Here is a 17,290-nt window from a genome sequence, read left to right on the forward strand (position 1 = left end):
TTTGAATCTTTCTTTTCCCCACAACCTCTTCTAGGCTATCCGCGGCGTCCGCTTTCCCGTAGTGTTGATATGTGCCCTCGCCGTTCCTCTTCCTTCTCTATCCTGGCCCTGTGCTCCTGGAGATAGCCAGATGAGTCCGCTTGAGCAATCTTTTGCCCTCTGTCGCCAGATTACGGCCAAGCACGCTAAGACTTTCTACCTGGGATCCCTGCTCTTGCCCCAGTCCAAACGGCGGGCCATCTGGGCCATCTACGCTTGGCTGCGGCAAACCGATGAGTTGCTGGATGGACTGGAAGCCAGCCAGGCAGAGGTGGAGGTCACCCGCAGCAAGCTGGAGCAGTGGGGATCCCATCTGGAGTCGCTCTTCCAGGGAGGCGAGCCGCAAGTCCCCACGGACCTCGCTTTGATCCACACCATCCGCACCTACCGCCTTTCCATCGAGCCGTTTCGCGAGATGCTGCGGGGGCAGAGCATGGACTTGGATACGCGGCGCTACGCCACCTGGGAGGATCTGCGGGTCTACTGCTACCGCGTGGCTGGGGTGGTGGGGCTGATGTGCTCGGAGATCATGGGATTTGTGCCGGGCCGGGATGGCCGCGAGGAGGCGGTGGCGCTGGGGATCGCCATGCAACTAACCAACATCTTGCGGGATGTGGGAGAGGACGCCCGCCGCGGGCGGATCTACATCCCCCTGGAAGATCTGCGCCGCTTCAACTACTCCGAGCGGGACCTGTTTAACTATGTTATTGACGAGCGCTGGATGGCTTTGATGGACTATGAGATCCGGCGGGCTAGAGAGCTCTATGCCCAAGCGGAACGGGGGATCCCTACCCTGCAGCCGGACTCCCGCTGGCCGGTAGCCGCTTCCTTGATGCTCTACCGGCAGATTCTCAACGCCATCGAGCGCAACCACTACCAGGTTTTTCGCACCCGCGCTTACGTGTCCACTCTCAGCAAGGCATTGGCGCTGCCGGTGGCTTGGTGGCGTTCCAACTACTACGGCTATTAGCCAACGGTGCCCAACCGGAGTGGTGGCAGAAAATCGGACACAAGACGGCAAGCCCAAAACCCGTGAACGGCGAGGAAAACGTATGGTGAACCGTGCCCTGACCCTACCCTATCAGCGAATCTGGGAAGACAGTTTAACCATCTTCTGGCGCGACTGGCTGGATCTGCGGGGGCGAGTTTGGCAGGTGGTGGCCTCGGGGCTGGTGGCTCCCCTCATCTACATTGTTGCCTTTGGGGTGGGCCTAGGGGGATCCCTGCGGGCCGAAGCTTTGGCCGAGGTGGCCGGATCCACGGCGGCAGGTTCTTATTTGCGCTTTATTTTGCCGGGGATGGTGGCTCTTTCAGCCATGACCATCAGCTTTGCCGGCACCACCTTCTCCATTTGTGGATCGCGGCTATTTACCAAGAGCTTTGAAGAGCTGCTGCTGTTGCCGGTGCACCCCTTGTCTTTGCATCTGGGCAAGGTGCTGGCGGGCATTGCCCGCGGCCTGCTGACGGCCTTGGGGGTGTTGGCGGTGGGGGTGCTGGGTACGGGGGCCTGGGGCCTGCTTCACCCCTTGTCGCTGTTGGTTCTACTTTTGGATTGCGCCGTCTTTGCCGGCATTGGGGTAATTGCTGGCTTGAAGGTGCCCAGCCTGGAGAGTGTGGGCGTGCTAACCAACTTTTTGATTACGCCCATGTCTTTTCTGGGGGCCACCTTTTTCGATCCCGCCCAGTTGCCGACCTACCTGCAGGTGCTGGTCTATTGCCTGCCCCTTTCCTACGCCAGCATTGGCATGCGGGCAGCCGCCTACCAGCCGCTTGCGGAGTTTCCCTGGTACACGGTGGGAGTTTTGGGCGGCTTGGCGGTAATCCTGGCTTTTGTGGGAGCTTATCTGTTTTCCCACCAGCAGGACTAGCTGCCCTTGCCAAATACTTCTGGGTAGCGAGCCAGCTGCTCTTGCAAATCTTGGTTGTAGCGCAGAACAAGCACGCGGTAGCCCCGTCCCTGCAGCTGCGAGCGCAGTTGGCGATCCCGTTCCGCTTGGGCAGGCTGGTCGTGGACTGGGCCATCGCAGAAGATGCAGATGTTGGGGCTGTAGAAGAAGTCAACGACGCAGTCGGGATCGGCAATGGCTTTCTGGGCATCCTCAGGCAGCCGATACCCTCCTGCTGCCAGCGTTTCGAGAAAGCGGCGCTCCAGTTCAGAGCGAGGGTCCAGGAGCTGGCGCAGCCACTCCAGGTGCTCTTGGCGGGAGCGACCCAGGGAGCGCAGCTCGGTGCGGCTGTTGACCAGCAGGCCCAAAAGATCCCGGATCTGATAGCGGTCAAGCTGCAGCGCTTCCCGTTGGTTGGCATAGCTGAGCAGGCATTCGTAGCAGGCTGCTCGGCATTCGGGCCGCAGGTCTTGGATCCCGGCCTCTGAAAGCTGGAAGTGACAGATCTCCAGCGCCACTTGGGCCACTTCCGCTAGAGCCTGGGGCTCTTCCACCAGGCGCCGCAGGACGCCAGCGCCCCCTTCTGCTGTTTCGTAGAAGAGCATGGCCTGATGGGATCCCTGGCCGATGCACTCGGCGGCCAGCTCTGTCTCTTCTAGCTCAAAGGTCTCTTCGATCCCTCGCTTGAGGGCATAGCGCAGGGTGGTCTCCAGGGCCTGCGGATTCTCCACCCCTGGCTGAACTAGGCGCACCAGCAACAGGTTTTGGGTACTGCGCACCGCCAGGCGAATGGACTGCAGGGGGACTGGGTTGGACGAGCCTGCCCTGTTCCGCTCAAGCTGATCTCGCGAGGGAACTTCCCCATTTTCAAAGTTGACCAAAAAGCCGCGCCCTCCACTTCCCCGCCAGCCGTGGTTGATGCGTAGCAGGGTGGCCGCCGGGGCATAGCGCAACTGCAGCAGGGGAGTTTGTCCGCTCAGCACATCAGCTTCTTGGACGCGGTAGCCAGAGCTTTCGGGAGCAAACTGGAAGAAGGTCTGCAGCTCGTAGCCTTGCCGCCGCCGCTCCTCTTCGTCAGCTGTGATGCGATTCCGCCGCCGCATGCGCACATTGGGCATTTCCAGAAGCTGGGTAAAGAGGCTGTTTTGCCCATCGAACTGGGTGCCGCAGACGGGGCAGCAATCCAGGTGGGGATCGGCAAAGGCCCCACAGCTAAAACAGAGCTTGTGGCTACTTTTGCGCTCCTCCAGGCCGCCGGGCGGAGCCTGAAACGCCACTGCTTCCCACTGGCAGCCCTCATGGTAGAGGAAGTTGTGGGGAGCAAACTCGCGGATAGCCAAAAAGCGAGGCCGGGCGATGAACTCGCCCTCGCTGCCGCGGGGCACCCAGGCCCGCACCGGCAAGGCAGGGAAGTTGTAGCCGGGCAAGAAGCCTTCGCTAGCCAAATAGCGGTAGGGATAGAAGTCGCTTTCCTCCCGCTGGGTTCCAATCTGCAGCAGCAAGTTGCGCTGGCGCAGGGCTTCTTGCTGGCGGCGCTCGGCTTCCTGTTGGTCTTTCTTTTGGCGAGTCGTCTGGAGCTGGCGGTTAGCGGCTTCCAACTGCTGCGTGGCAGCCCGATAGAGCTCTCGCCAGCGATCGAAAGCTCGGTCAAAAGCCTGGGGTGCCTCTTCAATGACCTGCTGAAGCCAGCGCTCGCTAAACCAGCCGCTTTTATCTAGGAGTTGGCGATCGGCGGCCAGCAGCTTCTGCACCTGCTCCTTCACTTGTTGGCGGGCAGACTCCTCAAGTTGGATTTGCTGGGCCACTGTCTCCCTGAGGGGCAGCTCTTCCCGATCCGCGTCGATGACGGTTTCAATGGAATTGCCTAGGGGCAGGCGCACCTGAGCCAACCAAACGGCGTGGATGTGAGCGCGCAGCAGCGATTCGTTGGCTAGATCCAGGCGGGGAGGGCGCACGCGACCGGCCACCATCTCGGGGCGGCGGCGGAAGTAGTACTGGTCGTGGCTATTGAAAGCCCCGCAATAGGTGATGATGAGTCCCGGCTGCCCCTGGCGGCCTGCCCGACCGCTGCGCTGGGCGTAGTTGGCGGGTGTGGGGGGCACGTTGCGCAGATGCACCAGATCCAAATCGGCAATATCGACCCCCAGCTCCAGGGTGGGCGAGCACACCAAATAGGGAAGGCGTCGAGCTTGATCCTCCCCGCGAAAGCGCCTTTCTCGCTGCTCCCGCTCTCCTGGCCGAACCACCTGAGCCGTGTGCTCTCTGGCCTCCAGGGATCCCAGCCCTGCTGCCCCGGCCTGGTAGAGGCGCTGGAAAAAGAGATTAACGGGGCGGCGGGCAGAGGAGTAGCCGCTCTGCTCGGCCCGGCGGGAATACAGAGGATCTGGCGGCGGCGAGCCATCGCCCAGGCACCAGCGCAGACAGCCAGCGTTGAGCTGGTAGGCTTCCTGGCCATTCTCCGAGTGGCGCCGCAGCAGGTCGTAGCTAACTAGGAGAGAAAGCAGGGATCCCAGAAGCTCGTCGTAGGTTTCCCGGGTTAGCCCAAGGCGCTTGGCAAGAAAGCGTCCGAGGGCGCTGCGGGGGCCCAGGCTGAAAGTTGTTATGTCCTTTCCGTCGCAGCTTTGGCGGACAAAGCAGGTGGCCGTCCGCAGCTCGTCGTACTCTTCTAGGCCCCAAAACTCGTTGAGGTGTTGCTCGGCCCGTCGGCGCAGCGTTCTCTGGGACTCGGCTTTGAGCAGGCGCACATCGATGGCCAATTTGCGCCGAAACTGATCCAAAACAGCCCGCAGCAGGCGTTCCCGCTCCTCAACCTCGGCCTGGACAAACCAGGGGTGGAGAGGGGCCAGGGCCGAGCCTTGGCAAAGCTCCCTGAGGCTGCGGTATTCGATTTTCAACAAGCCCACCTGTTCCAGGTTGGGGTGGGTAACCCGCCAGCCGCGCCGCAGATCTTCATAGAGCCGGTATTCGGTTAGCTCGCTAAAGGTCTGCCACACTTCCTCGGCACTGGGCGAGTCGGGATCCAAATCGGGGTTTTGGGTAATGTCGGCAAGGCTCAAGCCTGAGGCCTGCACCACTGCCGGGGCTACCTCTGAGAAGTCCAGCTCTTTTTTCTCCTGCAGGGCAGCATAGAGCGAGGCCCGCAGAAGGGCCACATGCACAAAATCGTTGAAGTGGCCGGCCTGCAGGGAGGCGTCCTGGCGGTTGTCGGTAAAGGTGAGCAGCTTGCCGCGGGCTGCACCCGTCTGAGCGGCATGGCGCAGCAGAGAAGTGGCCAGAATGGTGGTGGCGCTGGAGCGGCCTTCGCTGGAGAGGGAAGCCAGCTTGGCGAACTCCCGCTCCCGCCCACTGTAGTACTCGCCGCAAGCTAGGCAAAGAGAAAAGGGCTGGGGCTGCCACCACAGCTTCTGGGCCTCTGCCTGAGGCACCTCGGAAAAGGAGCCGTCCGGGCGTACCCAAACTGCTTGGGGGACGCGCTTTTTCCAGTGGGGTTTGAGCCGGTTTTCAGGGGTGTACCAATCTTCCGGGATCTGCTCTGGCGACCACTCGTTGTCAATGGGATCCAAGCTGAGGTAGCCGGCCTGCTGGTCTTCGCCTTCCTCAACCTCTTCCCCCAGAGGATAGGGCAGGAAGTGAGTCTTTGACCTGAGGACGTGGTAGTAGTCCTGGCCACAGTGGCGGCAGAACTTGACGGGGAAAAACAGCTTTCCTTCCCCTGCTTGCACTTGTCCTTCCAGGGAAAACTGCCGCTTGTCCCGACTTTCCAGGGTGGCATAGAGGGTGCGGCCCTGGGAGATAAACTGGTGCAACTTCAAGGCCGGGCCGCGGCTAGAGCCCTCCCGCAGGCTGCTGGCGTGGGCCAGAAACTGGCGTAGGGACTCGGTGCAGCTCTCAGGGGTAGTGCTGGTCAGCTCTGCCAGTTGGGCGGCTACCTTGGAAAGCTTCCTGGGCACGCGGCGCCTGAAGCTGCCATCGGGACTTTGCTCCAGGCCCAGCTCATACTCTAGCCAGCGCATCAGGGGATGGCGGCGCAGGGTGGCCAGGTCTGTTGGCCAGGGCGGATCGAGGGCGTTCTTTAGCTCTGCTGGGGTGGGGGGGCCGCCTTCGCTGAAGGGAGCCAGGGTTTCTTCAATAACATCCTCCAGCTCAAAGCAATGGCCGAAAAAACGGCTGGCAAAGGCGGCTACAGTCTGGCGGCGCTCCTGGGCGTCGGCTTCTGGTCGGGAGATCATGGTGGCGCTGGTGCCAATATGCACCAAGTTCTTGGCCCCACAGCGTCCTTTTAGGCGGCGAACCAGCATGGCCACATCCGCCCCTTGCCGACCCCGGTAGGTGTGCAGCTCGTCAAAGACCAGAAAGCGCAGCCCTCCCATCTCGGGATTCAAAAACCGCTGATCTTCAGGACGAACCAGGAGGAGTTCTGCCATCACATAGTTGGTGAGCAGAATTTGAGGTGGATCCCGCCGTAGCTGGTCTCGTTCGTTTTCCGAAGTTTCCCCGGTGTATCTGGCAAAGCGCAGCGGAAAAGGGCGATGGTAGTTGCGCTCGTACCGCTCGCACAGGGCTTGCAAAGACTGGTATTGAGAGTTCACCAAGGCATTCATGGGGTAGACCACAATGGCCACCACCTGATGACGGGATCCCCCCTGGCGAATCCAGTTGTCAATGATGGGCAAGAAGTAGCAAAGGCTTTTGCCAGAGCCGGTGCCGCTGGTTACCACAAAGCTTTCCTCGGCCAAGGCTTTGGCGATGGCCTCCTCTTGGTGGCGGTAGAGACGAAAGGGTCTGCCGTCCTCAGAGCGGAAGATGCGGGCTGTTTCTTCAGTAATCCGCCCCGTTTCAGCCAACTCATCAACGGTTGGGCCGGCTACGTAGGCAGGGCTAAGCTGCACAAGCGGCTCTGGCCAGAGGTGGATCCCTTCCTCTAGAGCTTGATTCACAAAGGCTTGCGCCCGTTGGTCGCCAATGAGAAAAAAGGAGCGGACAAAATCGCGATAGTCGTCCAGAACAGTGGCGTGGAGATCAAAGATGGTGGACATCGAATCTGCCCTTAAGGCCCGCTTGGTTAGCTCAAGCCTAGCTTGAAGATGCCGCAAGTGGTGTTTGAAACCGCACCCACCAAGATCTACGGCCCGCTGAACGGCAAAAAGATATCTCCGAAGTGGGATCGGCAATGCGCCAGCTTCCCCCACACCTCCAGTACCCGCCGACGGCTGCAGCGTTCTCCGAATGCAGGAACCAGAATCCCTTGCCTTTAGGCAGGGGGTATGTCAAGAGAAAACTGGTCTGCAGAAGGCCACCTCTGCCTCATGGACGAATAACCCGCAATCCTAGATGCGCCTCGTAGCCATCGAAGTCACTGTCGTGGTGGAGGAGCGGAACATTGTTCTCAATGCACCAAGTGGCAATCAAACTGTCTATTGTTTTGCGCACCGTCACGCCTTTGCGACGCAACAAGCGAAAGTTCTGCGCACTTTTCACCGCCAGGGAGGGGTTAACCATTTGCACCTGATGCAATTTCACCAGAGCACAGCAAGCCTGCTCGAAATCGGCATCTTTGCGAAAGCCCTGCAAGACTTCTGCCAAAATCAGGTCGCCCACCAGGATAAGAGTTTGATCCAGGGCCCAATCCAGATAGTCGGTGTGAAGCGATGAAATGCCGTTGAAGTAATCAATCCAGATGGTGCTGTCCACCAGGATCATCCTCAGTCCTGCAGGCACGACAGGCGTTGCTGATGCAAATTGCCCTCCCATTTCAACTTGCCGCGTAAGTTGCGGATCTCAGCTTGCTCGTGTAGGCGAATCAGGACACGCAGCGCTTCGTGAATCACCTCGCGCTTGGTCTTGAGGCCGGTTACCTGGCGGGCACGCTCGATCAGGTCGTCATCCAGGACGATGTTGGTGCGCATGAGGAGCCACTTGTGTGTATAGAAATGCAGATCTATGTGTATTCTAAGCTTTTATTGAGTGCTGCGCCAGCTTCTCCCACGCCTCCAGTACCAGCCGCCGGGTGCGGTATTCGCCGTATTGACGTATCTCCTTCTCCTTCAGCACGCGAAAGGTTTCGCCGGGGAAGGTGCTAGCAGCAGCGCGGGTAGCGTAGCCAGCCGGGTCGAGCGGGTCTGCCACCTCTTCCCGCGGGTCGAGTATGTCTTCCAGTTCGCGTTCGGTGAGGTCTGCCGGGTCGAGGATGTAGCGCAGTTGCTTGCGGGTGAGGCCGTAGAGCCGGGCATAGTAGGCATCGAGTTCGGCGCGGAGCACGGCGCGGCGTTCCTCGTTCCAGGTGAACGGCGGGAAGGGGATGCCCTTCTGCGGGTTGGTTTCGATCTCCGGGTAAGCGCTGATCCAGGATGGCAGGCGCCATTCATGCCTGCCGACAGCAATACGGTTTGCATCCCACGCAGCATGGATGGCTGCCCGCAGCCCGTCATCAGCTTCGTTCCACACATCGTCGGCGAAGGGCTTGAGATCCGAGGCAGTATAGGTCAGTTCCAGTGCGCGCGGCACAATGAAGGCGAGATCGGCGGAGGTGTAGGCGGTGGGGGGAAGTGCGGCGACCTGCTCAAAGGTAGATTGCGGAATACTGGGTTGACTGAGGGACTGCCTCAAAAGGTAATCAAAAACCAGAGAATTATAGGTAGCACACAGAAGAGAGAGACCTGCGGCATCGGGACCCAGTGAGAGAATCCAACCATACGATGCCGGACCCCAGGGAATAATACTCGCAACGACAGTGCGCTCATTGGTATTGTTTGAAATACGCCTGTATCCCAGCAATCCTGTTACACAAGAGAGACGTAAGCGACCCATCCGTGTCTTGAAGTCATTTTGATCTACAAAGAATTGGGGTTCTACCAGAAAGCAAGCCTCCTGGAGTTGAGACAGGGATACGACTTGTAGATTACCCGAAGGTTGTGTGGCATACCGATGATTGAATTGAAACCCCAGCCTTCCTTCATACATCGGCAGGTAGATACTTCCATCCTTTATCAATCGATTCCCCACCAACCGATACCCCTGCTGCTCCAATTCTGCCCGTGTGCGGAAGAGGTGCGAGTCGTTGGACATGTGGAACATCGCCATGAAGCGCACGTCCCAAGGGTTTTCACCCGTGCGTTCGTTCACCAGTACCGGCACGCGCTGATAGATGGCGCGGGTCAGGTCGGCATCTTGCCGGGTACGGAAGACCGGCAGGGTGCGGGTGTTGGGGTTGATGCGGGCAATGTCGTCCGCTGTGAGGGTGAAAACGCGACGCGGGTCGCGCAGGTGATCGGCATGGGTGGCGAAGAAGGTGAAGGTAGTGGCGTCGGTCTGGGTACGGCTGCCAGTGAGGGTGAGCAGGCAGAATTTGTAACTGCGATGTACGCCGGGAAAGAGCGCTTCACGGTTTTCAAAATCGAACAGACTGGCCAGTTGTCCCTGTTCCACCAGATCGGCGAAGAAGAACTGGTTGGTCGCGTCGGTGGCAATGCCGGTGGGGACGATGATGCCCGCCCGCCCCCGGATATTGAGCAGGCTACGCACCCGTTCGGCAAAGACCGAGTAGGTGTTGATGTCGCCGCGCCCGGTGAGGGGATATTGACCACTGCCCCGTAAAAAGCGGCTGGTGCTTTCGGCGCCGTGCAGGGCACGCTGGTAGTCGTGCCAGAGGGCGGGGTTGGTCTTGGGTAGGTCGGCGATCAGCCGTTTGCGGGCGGCGGCATTCGGAGCCCGAGCAATGGCGGTATTGCGGCTGGCAAAGAACTCTTCTTCCTGCAATTTGATGCGCTCCCAGGGCGGGTTGCCGAGGATCACATCAAAGCCGCCACTTTCAAACACCTCCGGGAACTCCAGCGGCCAGTGGAAAAACCGGTTCTCGACGGCGAGGGCCTGAGCAGTGGCAAGGGCCTGGGAGGGGGTTCTCTCCTGCAGTCGATCAGCCACGGCTTGGGTGGTAATGGCCCTAGAGAAGTCAGGGATCAAGGGCTGGAAAAAAGCGGCTGTCCACAGGTTGCAGGCTTCCACTAGCTTTTGGTGTTGCGGGTCTTGGCAGTAGCGGCTGTAGAGCTGCTGCTTGCGGCTAACCTCTGCCGGGGAGTTGTCTGGAATGGCTTCTAGCTTCTGTCGCTCCTGGCTAAGCTCAGCTACCACCTGGTCAGTGTCAAAAGCAAGGGAAAGCTGCCCTGTTTGCAAACTCTGGCACTCGGTGCGATTGCGCTGCTTTAGCGAGCGGGCAGCCTCCTTGGAGTCAGCGCTAACCGGGGTAAAGGCTTCATCGGGGATGCCCTTTTCCAAAATCGCCAAATCCAAGACACCCACCAGCGAATCGCCGCACTTGATGTGGTGATCCAGGAAGGTGAGGGGCTTGCCGGCGCAGTGGGCCTCCAGCCACAGGGCCACGCGGCAGAGTTCCACCGCCAGCGGGTTTTTGTCCACGCCGTAGATGCAGTGCGCCACCACATCGCGGATGGCCTCGCGGACACGCTCGGGGGCGGGTTCCTCTTCGCCGGTGCGGATCTTTGCCAGTTCCTTGCCCAACCTGCGGGCGGCAGCAAGCAGGAAGTGACCGGATCCGCAGGCGGGATCACACACACGGATGGACAAAATCGCTTGCTCTTTTTCCTCAGGTGGGCGAGCGGCTTTCAGCCGTTCTTCGATCACTGGCTCCAGCGCCGAGCGGATGAGTTCGGCCACTAGCTCCGGCGGGGTGTAGTAGGAGCCTGTGCTCTTGCGCTCTGAGCCGTAGCTCAACTCAAAGCGAGGCGCCCCTTGCCCAGTTACAATCTGAGGCTGGTAGTCGAGCAAGCTTTCGTAGACGGATCCCAGTTCTTCTACATCCAGCGCCGCGTAGTTGACCCGCCGAAGGGGAGAGGTGGGGTTTTCTCGGTAGTAGGCTAGGTGCGAAAAGGCTTGCAGCAGATCCCGGTTGCTCAGGCTGCACTCATCCAGCTCCAGAGGGGCAAACAGCTCTCCGTTGAGAGGAGCAGCCCCCAGCAGCTCCGCCAGCTCCTCTTGGGAAAGCACCCTCCAGAGCACCCGCAAGCTGCACCAGAGATCCTCGTGTTCGTCTTGGGCACTTTGCCGATCCAAAAACCGCCGCAGCCGCGTCACGCTGTAGTGCTCGCGATAGAGCGCCGCGCTGCTCATCAACCCCCGCTCTTCGGAAACCAAGAGGAACAGGAACCGGTAGACCAAGCGCAGCAGTTGGCGGTAGAGCTCCCTGGGATCCGACAAGAGCCGCGCTCTCAGCCTCTGGTTCTTGGGATGGGCCAGGAACCCATTTGCCAGCAACCTGATGCACTCCTCAACCCCCTCCCGCAGCCGTTCCCGTACCCGGCCACCCTGCTCCAGGGCCTGTTGGTAGTACTTTTCCAGCAGACAATCCCCTGCTAGCTCTGCCGTTTGGGGCAAGCGGCTGCGGTGCAGCAGCCGAAAGAGGATGGCAAAGTCGTTAAACCGCTGCTCCTCTAGGATCTGCTTCAGGTCAAACTCCACATAGGCCTGCCGACGCACATAGGTGGAGTCCCGCAGGAGGCGCAGGGTCAATCCGTTGGTAACAATGCCCCAGAGGTGCTCGCTGCGGTTGAGATACTCCTGCAGCAGCGAGTGGGGTGCCAGGCGAGGCCGGCCAGAAGCCGGCACGCGGCCCAGCTCCTGGCGCGCGCCGACGATGTGCACCGGTGGCGCGTCTTCCGCCTCGCCCATGCGATGCGAGATGGGGAAGTTCATTCCGTCCACCTCGCAGGCGCGCGGTTGATAGCGCACCTCGATCCCCAGCAAACTGAAGAAGGGGATCGCCCAGGCATCGCGGGTGATGCTGGTGGCGAGATCGCTTTCGGGCAGGCGCTGCAGGCGGCTCTGGAAGGCCTCCCAGTACTTTCGACAATCGGCAAAGACCGCGGCAATCTCTTCGACTGGGCCGCGCTTGCTGTTAAAGCCGAAGTCTTCTGGCTTCTGTCCTGGCAGATCCCCTGCCAGCAGCTTTTCGAGAATATCGGGCCCCAACAGGCCTCCTTCGATGCGTACCCCAGAAAACTCGCTCATCGGCAAACCACCGGTTGGAGAACAAGGAGTCCTAAAAGATCGGGGGGAAGCTGCGGCTTCACCTTCAGCCCCCGCCCCTGTAGGGACACGGCTTGGCGGATGCGCCTATGGGCAGCCTCCAGCTCAGCAGCACGCTGCAAAATCCGCTCCCGCGCCGCCTGCTGCAGCCGGTGATCCCTTCCCCAGTTTTCCTCTGTCTCCTGCCACGGGCCGAGACAGGCCAGGAGATGCTGAACCAGCTCCCGCTTTTCCGCTAGCGGTAGGTTCTCATCCGGCTTGGCCGTGGCCAGCAGTTGGAGAGCTGCGCCCGTCTCCAGCCAGCGGGCCTCGCCGCTCTCCAGGCCAACACCGCCTAGCACCAGCACCTCTTCCGCCAAGAGAGGCTGCCCCTGGGGTTGCTCCACCAGGTAGCGCACCCGCAGCAGCAGTAGAGTTGTAAGATCAACTACCGCTCGGGTGCGTAGAGCGCCGCAGCGGGAGACGACAGCATCCCCTTTCTCTGGGTTGTCGAGGGCTTCCTCCAGCAAAAACTGGGCCAGGGCAACCACGACGCGGTGGTTGCGGCCAATGTATTCGGCACCTTCGGGCGTGGGCGAGTCGAAGCTGATTAGCCAACGCCCGCCTTTGGGAGAGGGCAGGGCCAGGCGAATGGCTTCCGGCAAGGTGGCAGTGGCTTCGGAGCCGACGCTAACCTGGTAGACCCCCGACCGCTTCCCTGGGGTTATGGCTAGGTTGAGGCGCTGGGCGGCAGCCAGGAAGAATTCGCGCACAGCTTCGGGATCCCCTAGCACGGCATCGGTGGCCTCCAGCTCCCGCTGCACTGCCTCAGGCTTGAGGGCCCGCTGGGCAAAACGGGTGCGGTTGCGCCGCTCCTGTTCGACAGAGCGATCCCAGCGCCGGTGAAACTCATCCACTTCCGGCACGCCAAGATCGAGGGTTAGCTGGCGCTCGGCGGACCAGTGTCCCTTGCGCAGGAAGAGGGCTTCGAGCACAGCCTGGGTAACGCTTTCGCTAGCCTCCGGCACAGGCACGTGGGTGCCCAGGGTGCGGTGGATCTCCCGCGCTTTGTTGAGCAACACCTCCAGTACCACGCCATCTACGGGGTTGTCGCGGCCAAAAAAGCGGATGACCTTGACCCGGCTGGCCTTTTGGCCGTAGCGATCCACCCGGCCCTCCCGCTGCTCCAGCCGATTGGGGTTCCAGGGCAGGTCGTAGTGGATGACGGCTGTAAACTTTTCCTGCAGGTTGATCCCTTCCGAGAGGCAGTCGGTGGCCACCAGCACCCGTGGTCGGTCAACTTCCAGGTTCGCGATCTTGGCCTCCCGCTCCTCGTCTCCCATCCTGCCCGTTACACAGGCTACTTGGGCTGGGGATCCCAGCTGTTGCCGAAGGTAACTGTCCAGATACTCCGCAGTGGCAACGTAGCGGCACCAGAGGATGGGATGAAAACCTTCCTGAAGCAACTTTTTCACCAGCTCGATGGCCCGCGCCAGTTTGGTGTCGTGCTCTGGGCCCTGGAGCTGTTTGGCCAGACGGGCCAGGGCCTGCAACCGGCGGCGGTCGCTATCCGGCAGGGTTGGGTCTGCGGCTTCAAGAGCTGGCGTTGGCAGCTCATCGTCGGTACGCTCTTCTGCCGACTCGAACACCCAGCGGCTCAGTTCTGCCTCAACCTCTTCTTCTGCCTCCAGGGTTGCTCCGCTGCGATTGTGCAATGCCGCTACTGCTGCCGCCGGGCTGGACATTACGCAGCGCAAAAGGGCCAGCGCTCCCCAGTAGCGCACTCGCTGCTGGCGCTTCTCTAGTTGCTGCCCTGTGCACACCAATTCCGAGCAAAACCCATAGGTGTCCTCGAACAGCTTGCGCTGCCCCTCAGAAAGGGTGTAGGTTTCATCTTCAGCTTCCCGGGTTGGAAAACAGGTGAGCTCCTGCCAAGTTTCCCGAATATCTCGCCGCGTGCGCTGGACAAAATGACGGGCTAGCTGGACGCGTTGGTCTTCGTTGAGATCCTGGAGATCCCATGTCTCGAACTCGGGCCGCAGCAGCCCCAGCAGCGAGCGGAAGGCCTCTTCGACACCGCTGTGGGGAGTTGCCGTCAGCAGGATCAGGTGGCGGTTGGGGTTTTGGGCCACCGCTTTGAGCAGACTGTGGCGCTCCTGCTGGTTTTTGCCATGGGCCGCCGCTGCCCCATGGACTTCGTCGGCAATGACCAGCTCAGGACAAAATTGCAGAAATGGGTGGCGGTTGCGCTCGGTCTTGACGAAGTCAATGCTGGCCACCTGGACAGGAAAGTACTCGTAGAGGCTGCGCCCAACAGGGGTTTTTCGCTCCAATTGCCCCACCGTTCCCGAGCGGATGACCACTGGCTCCAGGTTAAACTTCTCGGCCAGCTCGCTGGCCCACTGCTCGCACAAATAGGGAGGGCACAGGACACAAAGGCGTCGGATCTCGCCGCGATCCAAAAGCTCCCTGGCTATCAGCAGCGCCTCGATGGTCTTGCCCACCCCCACGTCGTCGGCAATCAATAGCCGCACCGGATCGAGGCGCAGCGCCATGAGCAAGGGCACAAACTGGTATACCCGTGGCCGAATCGAGAGGCGCCCCAGAGAGCGAAAGGGAGTTGCGCCCTCCCGTAAAATCAGCCGGGCCGCCTGCCAGAGGAGAAGGGTACTGGTGGCATCGGCAGGATGATCCCCAGAGGGCCAAGGAAAGGCGGTAGGCTCCACTCGCTCGAAGGGCAAGGTGCCGCCCACAAGGTTCATCAGGTGTCGGTGAATGCAAACCGCATCTTCTGGGGTGCCGGTGAGGGGCCGCAGCACCACAATTTCTTCTGAATCAGCGGGGAGCACCACCCACTCGCGGTTGCGGCAGCGGACAATTGAGCCAGGCTGCATGGGATCCCTGGGAGCGACCTACCTTTTCCATTGCATCTTAGATACTCTTTGGGGACAACTCTCTCCCATCTCCCAATACCCTGCCGGCAGCGGTAGGATGAAACGGAGCCGGCCTCAGGTACCCCTCTGGCCCACCGACATCATGAGCAGCCCCCGTTATCCGTTTGAGCGTGTTCGCGAGCACTTGCTCTTCCAATCCTTGGAAGATGCCGAGTGGAAGGCGCTGACGGCAGCCCTGTTGCCCAGCCGCTTCTCTCCTGGCCAGGTGATCTTTCAAGAGGGGGATCCCAGCAGTGACCTGTACATGATCCTCAGTGGAGTGGTGGAGCTGCGTCGCCAGTACGTGCGACATCCGGGAGATTATTGGCTGGCCACGCTGCACGCCGGGCGCTTGTTTGGGGAACTTTCTCTGCTGACGGGGCGGCGGCGCTCCTTTACGGCAGTGAGCATGACCGAGGTGCAAACCCTACGCCTTTCCACCGAAGGGCTGATCCTGTTGCCTCTGGAAGTCCAGGTGAAACTCTACCGCGCCTGGAGCCAGATCATCAGCGAGCACCTTTACTGGCTGGATAGTATGTTCACGGATCTTCTGGAGCAGCGAGGGGTAGAAAATGTAGCCTCGGCTATGGCTCTGCTGCACCAGCGCTATCCCGCTTGAAAGAGGCTCAATCCCTGCTCCGCATAGGTTTGCAGGTCAACGTCCACGAAGACAACCCCTTGGATCCCAAATTTTGTCTTCAGAATGTTCAGGGGTTGCGATATCATGTGCTAGGCAGCAGCCCCCAAGAGATTTCAAGCAGCGAGGTCAGGAGCAGTGGTTAGGGTAGCCATCAACGGGTTTGGTCGCATTGGTCGCAACTTTTTGCGCTGTTGGCTGGGTCGCTCCCAGTCCAACCTGGACATTGTTGCCATCAACGACACCTCAGATGCTCGCACGGCTGCCCACCTGCTCAAGTACGATTCCATCCTTGGGCCGTTGCAGGGAGCAGACGTTGAGCCTGCAGAAAACGGTTTGGTGGTGAACGGCAAGCATATCTATGCCGTTTCCGACCGCAACCCCAGCAACCTGCCCTGGAAAGAGTGGAAGGTGGATCTTGTTATTGAAGCTACAGGTGTTTTTGTCGACTACCAGGGTGCCTCTAAGCACATAGAAGCGGGGGCCAAAAAGGTGGTGATCACCGCCCCGGCCAAGGGGGGAGACATTCCCACGTTTGTCTACGGTGTTAATCAACACACCTACGACCCGCTGCGGCACAACATTGTAAGCAACGCCAGCTGCACCACCAACTGCCTTGCCCCGATCATCAAGGTGTTGCTGGACAAGTTCGGCGTCCTTCGCGCCACCATGACCACCACCCACAGCTACACCGGCGACCAGCGGATTTTGGATGGGGGCCATCGTGACCTGCGGCGGGCGCGGGCAGCAGCGTTGAGTATGGTGCCCACCACCACGGGGGCTGCCAAGGCGGTGGCTTTGGTGATCCCGGAGCTGAAAGGCAAGCTGAATGGGGTGGCGGTACGGGTTCCCACGCCCAATGTGTCTCTGGTGGACTTGGTGGTGCAGACGGAGCGGCGCGTGATTGCCGAGGAGGTAAACGCTGCCCTGAAGGAAGCCTCGGAAACCACGATGAAAGGGATCATCGCCTACTCGGATATTCCCTTGGTCTCCATCGACTACCGCGGCCACGACTGCTCGGCCATTGTGGATGCGGAGATGACCAGTGTGCTGGATGGGGATCTGGTCAAGGTCATGGCTTGGTACGACAACGAGTGGGGCTACTCCCAGCGGGTGTTGGACTTGGCGGAATACATGGCCGCTCACTGGGTGGAGTAGGCTGCTTCGGTTGGCAACCCTCTTCTGTTCCCCATTATTCCCCCATCGAGAACTGGGCAAAAACCTGCCAACGTTTGCCGTCGTGGAGGAGGAGCGTCAAAGCTGACGCTACAAACGCACTCTGGAAAGAACGCGTCTTGAACTCTGGCCAGGCGGCGCGAAAGTGGGCGGGGGTTAGGTCTCGGAAGGCCACGGTTATGTGGGGCACAAACGGACGGGCTTGAGCGGTCGTTTCTTTCCGGTTGAGAAGGAGCCCCATGTGGTGATGGGCTTGAGCTTGTAGCTGCTGCAGTTCTGGGGAGGGCACGACGTGAATAAAAATGACACGCGGCGCGAAGGCCCCAAAGCCGGATAACTGGATGGCGACGGGAGTTTGCTGCTTGGCAAAGGCCTCTAGGGATCCCGTCAAGGCCGGCAGATCGGAACTGGGCCACTCGAACGGCGGCACCAGAGTGATGTGGGGAGGCGAGCGCAGGGCCGCTTGGCTGGCAAATTGCTCGGCAAACTGCTGTTTGATGGCTGTCACCTGCTCTTGCAGTGCTGGAGGGGGGAGCAGAGCAAGAAACAGTCGCTGCTTGGGGTTATCCACCAGCATCGGTAAGAACCTAGAGAACAGGGGA

Annotated in this window: 10 protein-coding genes; 4 read left to right on the forward strand and 6 right to left on the reverse strand. The window is 60.4% G+C overall.

Features of this window, described 5'->3' with window-relative positions; all coding sequences use genetic code 11:
- Positions 1-130: 130 nt before the first annotated feature.
- Both ACVWZF_RS07355 and ACVWZF_RS07360 read left to right on the forward strand, forming a co-directional pair.
- Positions 131-1,009 (forward strand): phytoene synthase, encoded by an 879-nt coding sequence (locus tag ACVWZF_RS07355; RefSeq protein ID WP_011433298.1) that lies wholly within the window; start codon positions 131-133, stop codon positions 1,007-1,009.
- A gap of 82 nt (positions 1,010-1,091) precedes the next feature.
- The gene (locus ACVWZF_RS07360; RefSeq protein WP_011433299.1) at positions 1,092-1,907 is read left to right on the forward strand and encodes an ABC transporter permease; all 816 of its coding nucleotides are present in this window, start codon (positions 1,092-1,094) and stop codon (positions 1,905-1,907) included.
- Here the strand turns inward: ACVWZF_RS07360 and ACVWZF_RS07365 are convergent.
- From ACVWZF_RS07365 to ACVWZF_RS07385, 5 genes are all read right to left on the reverse strand, one after another.
- Positions 1,904-6,961, reverse strand: coding sequence for a DEAD/DEAH box helicase (locus tag ACVWZF_RS07365; protein WP_457411196.1), 5,058 nt, complete (start codon positions 6,959-6,961; stop codon positions 1,904-1,906). The genes ACVWZF_RS07360 and ACVWZF_RS07365 overlap by 4 nt on opposite strands.
- Before the next feature lie 268 nt (positions 6,962-7,229).
- Complete coding sequence (gene vapC, locus ACVWZF_RS07370) at positions 7,230-7,625, reverse strand: type II toxin-antitoxin system VapC family toxin (protein ID WP_457411197.1); 396 nt, start codon at positions 7,623-7,625, stop codon at positions 7,230-7,232.
- 2 nt (positions 7,626-7,627) lie between these two features.
- Positions 7,628-7,831 (reverse strand): type II toxin-antitoxin system VapB family antitoxin, encoded by a 204-nt coding sequence (locus tag ACVWZF_RS07375; protein ID WP_414418939.1) that lies wholly within the window; start codon positions 7,829-7,831, stop codon positions 7,628-7,630.
- A 43-nt stretch (positions 7,832-7,874) separates the two neighbouring features.
- On the reverse strand, positions 7,875-11,945 hold the full coding sequence (locus ACVWZF_RS07380; RefSeq protein WP_457411198.1) for an Eco57I restriction-modification methylase domain-containing protein: 4,071 nt from the start codon (positions 11,943-11,945) through the stop codon (positions 7,875-7,877).
- Entirely contained in the window at positions 11,942-14,836 is a 2,895-nt protein-coding gene (locus ACVWZF_RS07385; RefSeq protein WP_457411199.1) for a helicase-related protein, read from the reverse strand. The genes ACVWZF_RS07380 and ACVWZF_RS07385 overlap by 4 nt, the downstream gene beginning before the upstream one ends.
- A 97-nt stretch (positions 14,837-14,933) precedes the next feature.
- Between ACVWZF_RS07385 and ACVWZF_RS07390 the strand changes: the two genes are divergently transcribed.
- The gene (locus ACVWZF_RS07390; protein ID WP_187147224.1) at positions 14,934-15,494 is read left to right on the forward strand and encodes a Crp/Fnr family transcriptional regulator; all 561 of its coding nucleotides are present in this window, start codon (positions 14,934-14,936) and stop codon (positions 15,492-15,494) included.
- Between the two features lie 156 nt (positions 15,495-15,650).
- Positions 15,651-16,670 (forward strand): type I glyceraldehyde-3-phosphate dehydrogenase, encoded by a 1,020-nt coding sequence (gap, locus tag ACVWZF_RS07395; RefSeq protein ID WP_457395531.1) that lies wholly within the window; start codon positions 15,651-15,653, stop codon positions 16,668-16,670.
- 34 nt (positions 16,671-16,704) lie between these two features.
- Here gap and ACVWZF_RS07400 read toward each other — a convergent pair whose 3' ends face one another.
- Positions 16,705-17,265, reverse strand: a complete 561-nt coding sequence (locus tag ACVWZF_RS07400; RefSeq protein WP_414373648.1) for a 2'-5' RNA ligase family protein — start codon at positions 17,263-17,265, stop codon at positions 16,705-16,707.
- Positions 17,266-17,290 lie beyond the last annotated feature (25 nt).

The organism is Thermostichus sp. OS-CIW-30, assembly GCF_054060215.1.

Coding starts and splice junctions, on each gene's coding strand:
- ACVWZF_RS07400 (WP_414373648.1), bottom strand. CDS start 17,265: ATGCTGGTGGATAACCCCAAGCAGCGACTGTTTCTTGCTCTGCTCCCC.
- ACVWZF_RS07385 (WP_457411199.1), bottom strand. CDS start 14,836: ATGCAGCCTGGCTCAATTGTCCGCTGCCGCAACCGCGAGTGGGTGGTG.
- ACVWZF_RS07355 (WP_011433298.1), top strand. CDS start 131: ATGAGTCCGCTTGAGCAATCTTTTGCCCTCTGTCGCCAGATTACGGCC.
- ACVWZF_RS07375 (WP_414418939.1), bottom strand. CDS start 7,831: ATGCGCACCAACATCGTCCTGGATGACGACCTGATCGAGCGTGCCCGC.
- ACVWZF_RS07380 (WP_457411198.1), bottom strand. CDS start 11,945: ATGAGCGAGTTTTCTGGGGTACGCATCGAAGGAGGCCTGTTGGGGCCC.
- vapC (WP_457411197.1), bottom strand. CDS start 7,625: ATGATCCTGGTGGACAGCACCATCTGGATTGATTACTTCAACGGCATT.
- ACVWZF_RS07390 (WP_187147224.1), top strand. CDS start 14,934: ATGAAACGGAGCCGGCCTCAGGTACCCCTCTGGCCCACCGACATCATG.
- ACVWZF_RS07365 (WP_457411196.1), bottom strand. CDS start 6,961: ATGTCCACCATCTTTGATCTCCACGCCACTGTTCTGGACGACTATCGC.
- ACVWZF_RS07360 (WP_011433299.1), top strand. CDS start 1,092: ATGGTGAACCGTGCCCTGACCCTACCCTATCAGCGAATCTGGGAAGAC.